Source organism: Acinetobacter sp. NigerLNRRAM0016 (assembly GCF_054112845.1).
In genome coordinates, this window is the sequence record NZ_JBSYVT010000012.1 from 48,709 (window position 1) to 64,512 (window position 15,804).

Genomic DNA, 15,804 nt, shown 5'->3' on the forward strand with positions numbered 1-15,804 from the left:
GCTTAACAAGGAGCCTCCCATGGACAAAGAACTTGCCGTACAGTCCCTCACGGACACCATGGCCAAATTTACCGCCTACATTGGTAAACGCTTACCCAAAGATGTGAAAAAGAAACTCATTGAACTCAAAACCCTCGAAACAAATCCTTTGGCGAAGTCCGTTTACGATTCGATGGATGAAAACCAAGAAGCGGCAGATCGACTCAATCGCCCAAGCTGTCAAGACACGGGTGTGATTCAGTATTTTGTGGAAGCGGGTGCACATTTCCCGCTCTTGGGTGAATTGCAAGAAATTCTACGTGAAGCCACAGCTGAAGCGACCCGTTCAGGGCCATTACGTCACAATGCTGTAGAAACCTTTGATGAAAAAAATACCGGCACCAATACCGGTACGCAAATTCCATGGCTGGACTGGCGTATTGTGCCTGACAGTGACAGCTGCACCATTGATGTATATATGGCAGGTGGTGGTTGTACCCTACCTGGTGCTGCCAAAGTCCTGATGCCAGGTCAAGGCTATGAAGGTGTAGCTGAATTTGTAATGGATGTGATTACCGAACGTGGCGTGAATGCTTGTCCACCACTACTCGTCGGTGTCGGCGTGTCCACTTCGGTAGAAACTGCAGCGCGTTTATCAAAACTAGCCATCATGCGTCCAGTCGACTCAAAAAGTGATAATCCTCGCGCTGCCTTAATGGAAGATTTACTTGAACAAGGTTTGAATGAAATCGGGATTGGACCACAAGGTCTCACAGGCAATAACAGTGTCATGGGAGTGAACATTGAATCTTCAGCCCGCCATCCATCGACGATCGGCGTGGCTGTGAATACTGGCTGTTGGGCACACCGTCGTGGAAAAATCAAAATTAACCCTGATATGACTTATGAAATTCTGTCACACGAAGGAGTCGTGCTATGAAAAAAGTCCTCACAACCCCATTGCGTGATGAAGATCTAGCAGATCTCAAAATTGGCGATGTCGTGTATTTGACAGGTCGCTTAGTCACCTGTCGTGATGTCGCGCATCGTCGTTTGATCGAACAAGGACGTGAACTGCCTGTGAATTTGGAAGGTGGTGCCATTTTCCATGCTGGTCCTATCGTTCGTAAAAAGGACGATGGCAGTTTTGAAATGGTCTCCATTGGTCCAACCACCAGTATGCGTATGGAAAAATTCGAGCGCGAGTTTATCAAACAAACAGGCGTAAAACTGATTGTAGGTAAAGGTGGTATGGGACCTGAAACCGTTGCCGGCTGTCAGGAGCATAAAGCTGTACATGCCATTTTTCCTGGCGGTTGTGCGGTACTCGCTGCCACTCAAGTCGAGGAAATTGAAGGCGCTGAATGGCAAGACTTGGGCATGCCTGAAACTTTGTGGATTAACCGCGTAAAATTATTTGGCCCTTTGATTATCTCGATTGATACGCATGGAAATAATTTAATTCAGCAAAATAAAACGCAATTCCAAGCCAAGAAAAAGCCTGTGCTAGAGCGCATTAGCAAAGAATTGAGTTTTATTAAATAAACTTGGCTATGAAATAAAAAAGCCCTGAAAGATTCAAATTCAGGGCTTTTTTAAATCTGAATAAAATTCAATGATACTCTGACTATTGATTTGGAGTTAACGGCCAATACACTGGATTAACCCCCTCGCAACCTTTAACACCATTCAATTGCTCAAGAGTTGCAAATTTGACCGGACTAAATGCCTGATCGAGATAGTGGTCATTTTCACAATGCTGTGCCAAATACCCCGCCTGATCAACCAAACGCTCTGCGGACGCAAAAATCTCACGTGAATGACGCCATCCCAATTGACAATATTCAGCTGCACCCCAAACCAATTTAACTTCTGCTTGAGCAAGTACTTTATAAGCACACTGAAAACCTGCATGAACTTTAATGCTTTCTATGCGAGCCCACAAATCTCGGCGCATCACCTGCGCAAAAGGTAAAATGGGCGTTTGAGTTGCGAATTGCTCTCTGTTGTCGGTATTGGTGATCTTCAGCGCTTGCTGATAAACCATTTCCAAGTTTTTCGGCTGACTCTTTTCACTGTACAACTGATCTGCATAACTGAGCCATGTTTGTGCTTTTTCCAGTTGGTATTTTTCTTTTACATCGATACTTTGCCCAAGTGCTTCATGGATTTTCGACTGGGTTTGTTGATGCGACAATACATATGTAGATGGGTTTGTTTCCGCATTGGCATAAAACAATGGACTAATCAGCCCAACCCACAACAATGCTTTTAATCCTCGAAACCTCATGATTTAGGCTCCAATGCTTTATTAATGCTTACCTTGCTTTTATTAAAAATATTTTCGTCAAATTTGAAACGGAAGCGGAAATAAGCGCCGTCCATGGTGGTATCGCCATCGGTTAAATCTTTATCTTCATAACCCACAAAGTTATATCCACCAGATACCCAAAGGTTGGCTGCCAATAAATAACCGACCTCAACGCCCGCCATCAATTTGGTCCCATCTGAAACACTGTTCCACATCACGCCTGCATTAACACCAGCATCCCAACGATCATTAATGTCATACATGAAGCGCGTATTCAGCATTTGCGTCATACCACTGCTTTGCAATAGGTCGTAGGTTTCTTCTAAATATTTCACAGCATATTGACCCGACACATGCACATCACGCGTTGGATGATAATTTAAATGATGTGACATAATGTAAGCATTACGCTCATAAGGATCACTTAGCGTGGTTTCATTCTTTTCGTAGCGATACTCAATTTTGCTAAGTGAATCAAATTTATTGGTTTCCAAATCACGATAAGCCGCACCAATCTGGAAACGGTTAATCAAACGATCTCCTGAATCAGCAGATTTATTATCAGTTAAGTTCAAGACATTTTTTGCCAAAAAGGTCACTTCATCTGAATACTTATAGGCTGTTCCTAAGGTATTTAAATAACTATCACTTTGATTTGACCAGCGCCCTTCAATGCGTGCCACATTTTTCCAACGAGGATTGGATAAATGCTCAAAGCCTAAAGTTGCTGCGGTCGATTCCAATGAATCTTTGTTTTCACCTTCAAAAACTTTCACTTTCTCAAAACTGGTATTAAAGAATAAGTCTTCTTTGAGTTGCCAGCGATTACGCACACCCATGGCTGCTTCTGCTTCACGTGCGCTCAAACCATCACGGACACGATATTCACTAAAGACTGAACCATCTCGCATATATTGACTGTCTAAACCAAATACCGTGGTATTACGTTTTTGCGTGTCATTGAGTTCGTATAAACCACCAATACTTGAGATAAATTCATGGCGGGCGTAAGCATGGATATTTTTATAGACTTGTGCATCACCGCCGACCGCAAATACACGACGATCACTATCTGCAACATCTTGCTCATATTCAATAAATGCACTTGAACCATCGAAAGGTAAAGCTGTTTTTAATTTGGCACGAAGCGTCGTGCCATCATATGGAGTTTCAACACTTTGCGTTGATTCACTCGCTGCATTTAATGATTCATTATAATAACGAACACCCAGTTCCAAACTCACAATACGGTTAATGGCTTTTTCAATCGAAGCACTAATCCCGTTGCGAACACCATCATTTGCAATGTCTTCAGTACGTACAGCCTCTATACGTAATACACCGAATTGGTCTAAACGAGCATTCAGTTTTACGGCACTTTCTTTGCGCCCAGAGCTAATTGAAGATGCCGCATTGCGGAAACCTACATCTGCCTGCTGATGATAGGCTCGTACATCAATATTGTCTTTTTTATAATCGAGTTCAATACGTGCTGCTGAACCATCTCCCGAAGTATTCGTCGTATTAGCAGCATTAACATCTGTTAATTGATCCAGAGTCATCAAATCATGATCAGAATACGCATATTCAGCAATCAATTTGGTCTGATCATTCCAACGAATGACCGTATTGGCACTGGCTATTTTTTCCTGATCAATTGGGTCATCATTTTGAATATAAGAACCACCAACTGTGACTTTATCATTCAGCTTGTAGCGGCCATTCACACCTGCAACGGTATATTCTTCACCACCTTGATCGGTTTCAATGGTGATTCTTAAATAAACAGGATTGAGATTTTCATCAATGCTACTTAACGGTGAAGTTAAATAAATACTGTTGGTATAAGTATCGACTTCATAGTCACTAAAACGGGTTAAGGTTTGTTGTGAAATAATCAGCCCTGGATTGTTACGATCACGCACAATCACTTCAACTTTTTCACTATTTTCAAGCATGTCATTGCTGTCCATGCCCAAGGCATAAGGACCCGAAACGCCCATTGCACGGAGTTCATTCACCACCTGTGTGGTATTGGTACGTGCAGCAAAGCTCGCGACTTGATAGCGATCACCTTCTAATACTGATTTCAAACCTGTCAAAGAGCGACTGTATTGCCCTAAGGACAGCCCTTCATCATTTTCAGTACGTGTCACATAGTCGCCATACATGGCATATGAACGACCTTTATCTACACGCACATAAAGTTTACTGGTCGATTGCGCATCAAAACCTTTGGCAGATGCATCCCCATACACTGGGTAATATTCATCTGGACGAATATCTCGGAACAAGCGTTGATTATTTTCTTTGCTTGAGTCATACGCCAAAGTCAGTAAATAATCGCCACGCACTTTGCCTTTTAGGAATAAAGCTGCGCGCCCACGAATGGCAGTTTCACCATCACCTGAACTCGACAAATCATTTAATTCTTCTTCAAAACCATCTTGAGTTGAGGTTTGCGACAGATTTTTAGGATCAAACTTATTTAACGCAAAAGAACCTTCAATAATCCCCGCAACCAACATTGGACGTAGTTCTGCCAAAAAGCGTACTGGTACTGTTTGTTCGTAAATACCACTCCGCACACGCAATACACCAGCCCCAGCTTCCAACGGTGCAAGCACTGGTACTACCAAGGACCCGCCTTCTGCAAAAACTTGAACGCCTGGTTTATCTGGGTCAAGGTCTTTGAGTTGAATTATGCCTATGGATGATTCCAGTGTAATCGGGGTACGCGTCGCAATAGGTGTCCCATACTGATCAAGTACCTTAACCACGACTTGATAAATATCTTTACCGTTGGCATAAACTGCTTGTTCAACAGGTTGTGTCGTCAATTGGCTCATGGCATCAGGTGCAATCACAGTCACTTGCTGCTGATCACGCATATTACCAAAGCTATCGTATTGACGCGCTGTAATGGTATTTTTTCCAGCCACTAAAGGCACACCAATAAAATCTAACCCTGTCGTCCCACGCTCTTGATAAGCCGCTTTTTTACCGATGCGCTTTTCCGACACTTGTTCATCATTTACAAATAAACGAATGTCAGTGCCTAAACCACCCTTAACCTGAATCGTAGCTTGCGGTGTAGGTAAAATCTGTTGCTCTTTCAAATTTAAAATTGCCAGTTGATTTGATTCAGAACGCTCTAATTCTTGCTCTAAATCTAAAACAACAGGTGCTTTTACTGGCTCAATTTGAACTGTTTTGATGTCTTTAATCTGATCTTTTTTATATTCAATATTACAGTTGGCTGAAGCCCCTGCTGCACTAATACAACCACTTGCAGGTTGACCTTGTACATCTGAAACTGAGTTGCTGAGCGGATCAACTGTTAAATCTTGACGTAAGGTCTGCTCTAGTGCATCTAACTGAGCATCAATTTTACTGCGACGGTCTTCAATTTGCTCTGCCAAGGCTTGGCTGCATTCACCTGAAGCATCGGCAATAGCGAAGTCGGCACGATGTAACTCGCCACGTTTTAAATCTACAAAACGGCTGGCTGGATCACCAGCTTGACGGTTATTAATCAGTACCAATTCTGCATTATTTGGTAAAGTCGTATTATCAACTTTTAGTACATGCGTAATGGGGCGAATGCCATAGAAGTTGTATTTCCCTTCGCGATCCGTGACGACAAAGCTACCATCTTCCATATAAATACGGATACCTGGTACACCGCGTTCTCCTGCATCTTGAACGCCGTTACGGTTACAATCACTAAAGACTTTACCGACAATAAAGCCATCTGGACTAAAGACACCAGGGGAAACTTTAACGGCAGCCTGTGCTTCGTTCGAAACCGTATTTTTATTGTCCTGTGCATAAACACGGTTAATGCCATCTCCGCTCAAGGCATTCGGACCGATATAAACACGATATTGCACTTTAGCTTCTTGCTTCGGCGTTAATGTCCCCAAACCTAAGGTCAAATAAGGCCCTTTACCACCTTGAGGATCTGTATTTTTCTGTCCATTGACTCGGGTACTACCAGAAACATAAACAAAACCACGTGGCAATGTGTCTTTCATATCGACATTGTATAAGGTCGAGTCACCCATATTTGCCACAGTAATCTGATAATCTTTAAAATCACCAATTTCTGCAGTACTACTACCAACAACTTCTTTTTTAATGACTAACTTATCATTGCTGGGGACAACAATACCGACAGGATCAATTGGAATGTCAATGTTTAGCGCAGCATCGCCCGTCTTTAAACTAAAGTTTCCACCATAAGACCATGAACTATCAACCACACGATTATCAAAATTATTATAAATCGTCTTGTCACTGGTAAATTTATAACTGGTCGATCCAGAAATAGTCGAGGTATCAATATAAAGGCTATAAGTCCCATTCTCTACATATGGATATACGAACTCACCTTCACTATTGGTCACTTGCTTTGCAGGAATGACAACTCTCTCGCCAGTAGTTTCATCTAATTTATAAGCCACATTTTCTGCAGGATTACCATTAGCATCCAACAAAGTCACTGTCGCACCCGCTACAGGTGAATTGGTTTTAGCATCAAAAACAACACCATAGGGATCAATCAATACCGTCGTATCAACATTGCTTATACTGCTGGTTGAATTGCTACTTTCATCTAAACAATCCGTTAAAGAAACCAGTACCTGATCACGCTTTACCGTTTGTAAAATCTGATCATTCACATGTATTGTCGTAGACTCTTGTGTTGCCAAGGTAAAATGAAATACCCCAGTATTATTTCCTGTTTCAATCCCTTCTACGTATTCTACATCTCTTGTCAACGTAGACTGGACTTTAATTTTAACCTTATCGGTACTACTACGAGAGGCATTACACATCGCACTGTTAGCTGCAATATATAAAGGTTGATTTAAACTACCTGTCGCCAAGATATTGGAATAATTTTTACTGTTATTAGTAATAGAAGCACTACCACCCACCGTGGTTGTAACTTCATTTGAAACTGTTTTTTTAAGATTAGAAATCAAACCATGTTCTACACTAAACACGTTTGATATTGAAGTGTGACTCACGTTAGGATTCATGGTCACAACCAGTTCAACAGATTCGGTGCTATTTGCCGCTAAAGCATGCGGGTATGCTACCACCAGCGTATTCATTAAAGATTTATCTGACGGAATTTGCTGGGTAAACTTGTCCTGTCCCAATGGATATAAGACCAAGGCATTTGAATTACTTGGTTTCGCAGATTTAAAGATTGTATTAGCTGGTAATTCGTCTAACAACACAACTGCATTCATGGTTTTCCCATCAACTTCAATGGTCTTTGTACCTGAATTACGTGCTGAACTATTCTTTACATTCAAGCTATAAGTTAAATCGTAGGACTGTCCTGCCACAGGCTCAAAACTGGTTTTATCAACCGCTTTAGTTGCCGTTAACTGTGGCAAAAAACTAATCAAGGCATTTACAGCATCGGCAATTACTGTTGGCTCTTGAACCACATAAGCACGTAAAGGTAAATCAACTTGTTGGCTGTCATTCAACGAAATAGAAGAATCTGCAACGACCCACAAATCAACCTTTTTCCCACTTTCTAGACTCAAGTGTCCAGTAACCAACTGGTCTGAACTATCAAACTCACCATTTTGATTACTATCAATATAAATTTTAATATTTGATAATTCTGGAACTATGCTTTTATCAATTGCAATATCTGCAGGCGCATTACTGTGATTGGTCAAAGTATTTAGCCAAATCACTTTTGCTCCAGCATCAATTTCTTGCCGTGTCGGGCTAGTTAAACTAATCACATATTGCGGAATGATAGTAACTTGAACAGTATTCGAAATCGATTGACCAATCTGACCATCGGTTTGAACAAAACTTGCATAAGCCGTATTAGTAATATTCTGCCCAGCAGCTGGCATCACAGCATAAGCATGATTTACCAAAGCCATAGCAGTCGCCAGACTTGAAAAAATGAGCTTCATCTTATGATTCTGTAGCGGCTGAACTCGTTTAATCACGAAAATACCCCAATACCGAGCAAAAGCAGGTTAAAGGGATAGGCATGAAAGTATGCCTATCCACATCTTTAGTTATTAATGTTTTGTGTTAATTATTGACTATCAACTTTGACACTAAACTCCATCGTTACAGACTCTAATGGAGTTAAATCGAACTCTTTTGATTTCAACTGCCCATTCGTTGTTGTAACGTCCGCAACAGTACCTGGGTCTAACTTTGGCGCTGGTGAAGTACCAAGTGTCGTATAGTTCGGCACAACATCAGTAATCACTACTTTAGTTACTGGACCATTGCCCTCATTCGTCGCTTTAATACGATAAACGATACAAGCACCTGGTTTAGCTTCAATCAAAGATGTACCAAATGGACCATCCGCACCATTACTGCAATCTGCATCTAACGCTTGTGTTTTTTCCAGGCGGACTTGTCCAATATTCACTGTAGTTTTATCGGTAATGGTCACTGCAGCAGGGGCATTTACACCACCTGGAGCAATTTTGATAATCGATAAGTTACTTTGACCAGCTGTTGCATTACTTGGCGCCTCCACTTTCACAAAAATATTGACAGTCTCATTAGGCGATAGACCATCAGCATTATTTGTCGATTTTAACCATGCTGTTAAATCACTTCCTGTAACTAATTCCTCAGGATCAGCAACACCATCATTGTCTTGATCAACATAAACGGATGTTACAAATCCAGCACTCGCAGGGTTCTGAGTAATTTCGATAGGTAAAGTATTTCCAGCAAGCCCCTCTATCACGTTACCGTTGTTAGTTAAGGTATGCTTATAAATAATTGAACCACCTGGTGCCACTTGACCAGTTTGATCGGCTACAAAGGTAATTTTACGTGCAGCTTCAATATCCAAATGATCTTTTAGGCTATCCGTTAAACCCGTCGCAGGAGAGTTAATTGTGAAAACGATATCACGACTATCTGTTGGCACAGCACTAGCTGATGGCGTCACCACTGCACAATACTTAACAGTCGCACCTGGCTGAATCGTACCTGAATTAGTCAACTTGGTTGCACTACAGCTACCATCAGAATTTTGAGCAAAAAATTCGACCGTCCAACCATTTGGTAAAGTAGAAGAAATACCTAGATTATAATTATCTGGCTGAGTTCCCTCATTTTTAATAGCTAAGTCAAAAGTAATTGGTTTTCCTGGTTGAGTAGATTTTGTATCCACTAGATTGCCATTATCTGGCCCAATACCACCTGTTCCACCATTATTTAAGTCAACCTTAAGCGCTGTTACTTCACTAATTTTTAAAGTAATAGTATCTGTAGCAGAAGCATTTTGAGAGGCAGTCGTTTGCAAGACCACTTGAATTGGGTTGCCATTATAGGTGGTTCCTGTGAACCCAGCTGGTAAGCTTACTACTGCAACAATTTGGTATTTTCCACCTGCAGCAATTGGACCAGTGTCTTTTTCAGAGCCAATCGATGAAGTGAGCGGAGTTACACCATCTGACTTAAATAAACTTACGATTGCGCCTGGCGGTAGATTTGTTCCAGTCGTAGTCACTACCTTAAAGGTATCTGTTACATTTCCAGTATTGTGAACATAAATAACTTCACTAGCACCATCATTTACTGCCCCAGAACCAAAACGAACTTGCGCACCTTGGCTTGCTGTTGTAATGGTAATAACGTCATCTTCACCAAGTGCTGTCGTTTTGGTACTACTATCGTTAATTACACCCGTATAGAACGATTGCACCGTAATATCTGTACGGTTTGTTGGTTGGTCTGGTACCGAACCATTTGTAATTGGGCCATCAGCATCAAACATCGCGGTGTTTGATACTACACCTGCTGCAGTACCCATTTTCACTTCTGCTGCAAACTTAACAATACCACTTGTATTGGCTGCAACATTTTTAATCGTGATTGTAAGCTTCTTAGTTGCAGCATCCCATGCATAATATGCATTAGCTGTTGAATTAGTACTCAACACAGTACCAGATACCGTAATCTGATGGCGCGTAGGATCAAAGGTCAAATTAGAGTCTAAAGTATCTTCAATAATTAAAGTATCAGTTGAATTCCCTTTATTCACATAATTTAATTGATAAGTAACTGCCTGAGCAGCGCTACGTGTATCAACTACGCTCACACTTGCACTTTTTGTGACTGCAAAGCTTGCACCTGTCACTATCTTGACTAAATCAGTATTTATGATTGTTTTATTTACTACAGCTTCTTTACTTGTTGCAGAGAGCTCTAACTTCCCAAGTTCATCTAGTTTCGCTGTAGTAGATGTTGTACCCACAACTACTAAACCTACTGACTCACCAGCATTTAATGAAACTTTCAGCCCCATCAAATTAGTATTGTTATCAGCAATACCATCTTTATTCGCATCTAGATAGATTGCAATATTTGTGAAGTCAAAAGCATCACCAGAAACGTTAGCTAAACTTAACGTAAATTCATCCGTACCATTACCTGTGTTTGTTAAAATATGTGATAACGCAACAGCACTATTTGGATTTGCTGTTGTTGTACGGTCTTGTACCAAAGTAAAGCTGCCGACTTGTAAAACAGTTGTTTTAACTTCATTCGACGTTACCGTGCGAGTCGTAGATGTACCATCCACATACGATGCTGTCGCAATGTTACTAATATTTGTACCCGCTGCTGGTGTTGCTGCGTATGCACCAGTAGAGAAAAAAGCAAAGCCACCTAAGACAGTCGCAATCGACACATAAAGGCTATTTCGCTTTGTTGATTTCAAATTTATAGACATGAAAGTCCCCCGACTCCATCGAAATAATGTATGTAAAATTTAGAATTAATCGTTTGAAGTATTTACTTTGGCTTGAGCACTTACTGTGACGGTTTGCTTCGCTGGCAATTCCGCAATTTGCCACTGCAATGCGCGATATTCTTTTAGCGGTACATTTACCAACTTACCATCAACTTTTTTCTTCAAGGGTATAGCTGAAAAGTTAACGCCATCTGTGCTTGCAAGTGCACCTGTTGGTAGGCTGCTTCCTAAATATTGAGTATCCGCTGGGATAGGCAAAGTCGCTTTTAAGCTTTTGATACTATGCGTCGTGTTATTGGTATACGTTGCACGATACTCAATAACATCCTGAGGCTTGATTGAGTCTGCAGTTTTAAACTGTGCATTCCCTTTATTGTCTACAACTTTCTTAAATGCCTTTAACTGAATTGAGACAGGTTCATTCGATGTCGCAGTGGCTGCCATCGCATGAGCAGCTCCCCCAGCAAGCACTAAACTAATCATCAATTTTTTAAGCATCGTTTTTTTGTTTAACATGATTTTATCCACTGCATACCAATGCACATATTTGAGACACTAATCACACTTATTAAAATTAATGCCACAAAGCTCATGGCAATATTAAACAAAAAACAAACGCTCGACCATACATTTTATAAAAAAAATGTTAACCAGTTCGCTTTTAATTATTTTGTACATTTAAATAAAATTACAAATAAATTTATAAAATGTTGTTTATCTACATTTTTTATTAAAATAGTTGCTTTACATAAGTACACACTCAATCCACTTTCAGCCGCTTACACGCACTTACCGAGCTAAAAATTAGCCATTTCACACCTAAAATTAAAAATAAGATATTAAAAATTAATAAAAAAATAAGGTCAAATCAATCATGTGATTCGACCTTATCTTTCTCAGTTTTTTCAACCTAGTTTGCGATTTTTACACAGAAGCCAACTTGTCCTTTTTGCTTCGAAGCTAGTATACCTGGAATGCTCCAGTTCATTTGTCCAGAAGTCTGTTGAGTCTGACAACCAGCCGCAGAGCAAGACATCGTTTGATAAATTGTACCAATTGGCACACTATCTTTGAGAACTATATCAACCAAGTTCTTGTTTGAATTGTTTGCAAAAGTAATTTGATATTCCAAATAATCCCCTTTCGCAGCCTGATTACTTACAGTGAATGGTGTTGTATCGCTACTTGGTGCAGGACAAGCCGAAGTTTTACGTACCAGCTTAGTCAAGTTCAAACCAGCTGTTCCAATGGTCGTTATATCAGTCACACTATTACTTTCTTTACTTATCGCTCCTGTATAGGTTGCAGAGGCATTGACTTTAAAGCTAGCCAAAAAACGATCTCCCCCTTGAGCAGTGGTTGGTGAATTCACACGCTGAATCAAACAGATTTTTTCATTGGCTTTAAAAACTCGACTGCTAAGTAAGCTCTCTCCCTGATCTAACTGCGCATTACAGTTACTATCTACATAAACTAAACTTTGCCAAGGTAAATTGTTCGCAGGTTGCTGCTCTTTGCTCGCAGATAGATTATCAAAGTTCATTACACTTTTTGCGACTAGCTCATGTGGATAATCAACCACATCTCCTGCCACTATGGTTTTTTGACCGTTTTGAGTTAAGACCAACTGTAACTCGGCATCACCAAACAAAAAATCATCATAGCTAGTCACATTTGCGGCTTTAGGAATGGTAAAGACGTCGTTACTGGTGTCGGCTGTCGCTGTCACACCACTGGCTTTCGCAGAACTGACCGAATCAAAACCTGTCAAATTACGTTGTACCAAACAAACATTACTGCGCCCAGCAAACACATCATCTAAAGTCTGTATTTTAAAATCACCATTTGCGTTGCTGGTTGAAGAGGCTAAAACAGCCTTAGTACTACAATCTTGCAGTTCAATCGCACTACCAGCAATCCCCACTTCACCTGCATCAACAATCGCGTTATACGCTTTAGAAGCATCTAAAGTTGTACCGCTGTTATCGTTAAACACCCGACCTGAAAAAACATAACCCGCTTTTTTACTATTCGTCACGCGGCAAACGAGCTTGGATGCAAATTTCACATTTGCAGCAGGAATGGTTTGGGTCATACCGTTTACACCACCTAAATTCCCCGTACTATTTCCAGAAATTGCAGCATTGCTATCTGTACATTCAATGCTTTTCAGTGAATAAAGGCTCGATGTAGATTCGGTAAAACTAATTGCCGTATTCGGTGTCGCATAAGCCACTGTCGAACCCTGTTCAACAGGCGATGTACTGGTTTTTAAACGCACAGACTGTGCTGTTCCAATTACCGTCGTGACCACTTCACCGCTGGTAATGGTTTCAGCATTGGCATTGCTCAAGTTTGCGAAAGTGCTGAAATTAAAACTGTCGGTACCACTTTCAGATACTTTATTCATTTCAAAGGTCGGCTTAAGACAAACATTAAGTTCATTCAAACCAATCCCAATATCATCTCCGATAATATTCGTTCCTGGTCGAATATTCTGAAATTCCGTACGCACTATTTTTGCCATAGTGACAGTTGTAGGTAAGGTAATTGTGAAATTGATGGTGACTGGGTCTGTACTATACGAACCAATTGCGTATTCAGTTGTACTAACCTGAGCACCATTAAATGCCGTAAATGAAGCACGATTATTTGAACTTTTTGCTGGAGTGACAAGCGTTGCATAGACTACACCGTCCACCATAATTTTTAGGGTTGCCCCACTGGTACTAGCTTTAGGATTACCATTTGACCAATTCAAGCGCCCTCTTAACTGTAATGCGCCATTTGCACCCGTACCATACATGACTGAATTTGGCAAAATAGCAGGACTCATTCCAGCTGTTTTTAAAGAATGGTCATAAGTACTGATCGAATTATCAACCAAATATGCTCTAAAAGTTGTATCTGAAACCAAGTTAGCCGATTGGCCCGCCAAACATTGGTTTTGGGAGCTGCCACTGGTAATCGGTGAATTTGAATTAATAACAATATCCACCGATGACGAGTTATTGGTTAAGTTATTCTCAAAAGTACTCGTCGTTACCGATGCCGTATTCGTTACTGAACCACTTTTGTAAGCTAAACCTGTTATTGTAAATTCTAGATAATTCACATCTTTACCATTTGCTGGCAAGGTCAATCCTGTGGCGCTTAGACTATTGGTATCAGTGCCGTTCGTCACGCTACTTGGACATACAGCAGTTCCATAGCTTTTACATGACCAATATAAACTGGCAATATTATTTGGAACATTATCCGCTAATATTGCATCTGTAACACCAGCTGCTCCATTATTCCAAGCCTTAATCGTATACTTAATAACATCCCCCACATTATAGGTTGATTTATCAGAAGTCTTCGAAACTTCCAAATCAGCTGAAGCCAAAACTGAATCTTGATCTGTAGTAGTACAAGCCCCTGTAGATTGGTTAAATGAACGAGTAATACCGTTTGCATTTAAGGTTGTACAACTTACACCTGTAGATGAACCTAATGTTGGCAACTCCACCGTAGCAGTATTCGTTACTGTACTACCTGCCGCAGCATCTACACGTGCTGTGACTAAAATTTCATAAAATTCACCCGCAGCCAAGCTTCCTGTATCAACAGAAGCTAAACTATTTAAAGCTGGAGCTGTAGTACATTTATTATTTGTTGCTGTGCTACAGGCAACTGTAGTCGCGGTTAAGCCTGTCCCGACCACATCCTTAAGTAAAGTTCCTGTATAAGTATCGGGTCCGTTATTCGCCACACGGACGGTATAAGTCGTCGTACTACCTGAATAGACTTGATTTGTACCATTGGTTTTTGAAACGACCAAGTCCCCGACCATGGAGTCAATACTAGATGCACTGAATACAAAAGCATCACCTGTACCATCAATCCACTCAGTTTCATTCCCAGAATAGTCAGTGGACAAATAAACTTCGAAACTAAGCGATGATATTGGTTGTGTTGTATCAACCTGAATACTCCCACTCGCTCCTCCATTAGGTCCAGTTAAATCGTGAGCAGAATTATTATTTCCTCCTGTTGTAGAGCCATATCTTGTCGCGACATTCACAATCTCAGTAGTATTTCTAACTGCTAAATTTTGTCCTGATAAAACCCTAATTGATGCTCCTGTAGGGGGATTCAATAATTTGAAGTTAGTCGTCAAACCATAACTAACCAGTCTTTGATTCCAAAAAGGCCCTAAATAATAATTTGCAGTACCCCCTAATCCTGAAACATTAATGACTGGATTTTTCACAGGTCGACTAAAGTCAACCTTCAAAACACCATAATAATACCCTAAGCCACTTGTTTTAATATTTTTAGAGTTCAGCTTATACGCATCAACTGTCAACCTAGTCCCATAATTTAAATTTACGTCTATACCTGCACCAATATTAAATCTACTTGAAGAAAAATTACCATTTGTTGGTGTACCTTGTGCAACTAAGGGAATAAAAATTCGATTATTACCATTAGAAGTATCATTACTACCAAAAACCATCCCATTGCTATATTGTTGACCCACAAAACTGTACGTTGCTATTGTTTTTGGGAAATACACATCTGTAAATGTGTTAGCTGTAGGATTATCAGCATTAAACTGGTACGTATTGGTTTGAGATGAGGTTGTGGGACCTGTAGTACTGGTATTGCCGCTTGCTGCTGATATCTCTAAAGTTGGAGTGGCTGCAATTGCTATATTTAGCACCGAAAAAAAACATAAACTCGCTAACAACCC

7 protein-coding genes are annotated in these 15,804 nt (G+C 40.6%); 2 read left to right on the plus strand and 5 right to left on the minus strand.

The features are described from left to right. Positions 1–19 precede the first annotated feature (19 nt). Both ttdA and ttdB read left to right on the plus strand, forming a co-directional pair. Positions 20–919 (plus strand): L(+)-tartrate dehydratase subunit alpha, encoded by a 900-nt coding sequence (ttdA, locus tag ACWQ4X_RS09600; protein WP_047473578.1) that lies wholly within the window; start codon positions 20–22, stop codon positions 917–919. Beyond that, complete coding sequence (ttdB, locus tag ACWQ4X_RS09605; protein WP_047473576.1) at positions 916–1,524, plus strand: L(+)-tartrate dehydratase subunit beta; 609 nt, start codon at positions 916–918, stop codon at positions 1,522–1,524. The genes ttdA and ttdB overlap by 4 nt, the downstream gene beginning before the upstream one ends. A gap of 82 nt (positions 1,525–1,606) precedes the next feature. Here ttdB and ACWQ4X_RS09610 read toward each other — a convergent pair whose 3' ends face one another. The 5 genes from ACWQ4X_RS09610 to ACWQ4X_RS09630 all read right to left on the minus strand — a co-directional run bounded on the left by ACWQ4X_RS09610 (position 1,607) and on the right by ACWQ4X_RS09630 (position 15,774). Beyond that, the gene (locus ACWQ4X_RS09610) at positions 1,607–2,269 is read right to left on the minus strand and encodes a hypothetical protein (protein ID WP_457903478.1); all 663 of its coding nucleotides are present in this window, start codon (positions 2,267–2,269) and stop codon (positions 1,607–1,609) included. Further along, entirely contained in the window at positions 2,266–8,247 is a 5,982-nt protein-coding gene (locus ACWQ4X_RS09615; protein WP_457903479.1) for an SdrD B-like domain-containing protein, read from the minus strand. Before ACWQ4X_RS09615 ends, ACWQ4X_RS09610 begins: the two co-directional genes overlap by 4 nt. A 128-nt stretch (positions 8,248–8,375) precedes the next feature. Next, positions 8,376–11,045, minus strand: coding sequence for a beta strand repeat-containing protein (locus tag ACWQ4X_RS09620; protein ID WP_457903480.1), 2,670 nt, complete (start codon positions 11,043–11,045; stop codon positions 8,376–8,378). Positions 11,046–11,090: 45 nt separating this feature from the next. Beyond that, positions 11,091–11,582 (minus strand): hypothetical protein, encoded by a 492-nt coding sequence (locus tag ACWQ4X_RS09625; protein ID WP_457903481.1) that lies wholly within the window; start codon positions 11,580–11,582, stop codon positions 11,091–11,093. Between the two features lie 394 nt (positions 11,583–11,976). Next, entirely contained in the window at positions 11,977–15,774 is a 3,798-nt protein-coding gene (locus tag ACWQ4X_RS09630; protein WP_457903482.1) for a prealbumin-like fold domain-containing protein, read from the minus strand. Positions 15,775–15,804 lie beyond the last annotated feature (30 nt).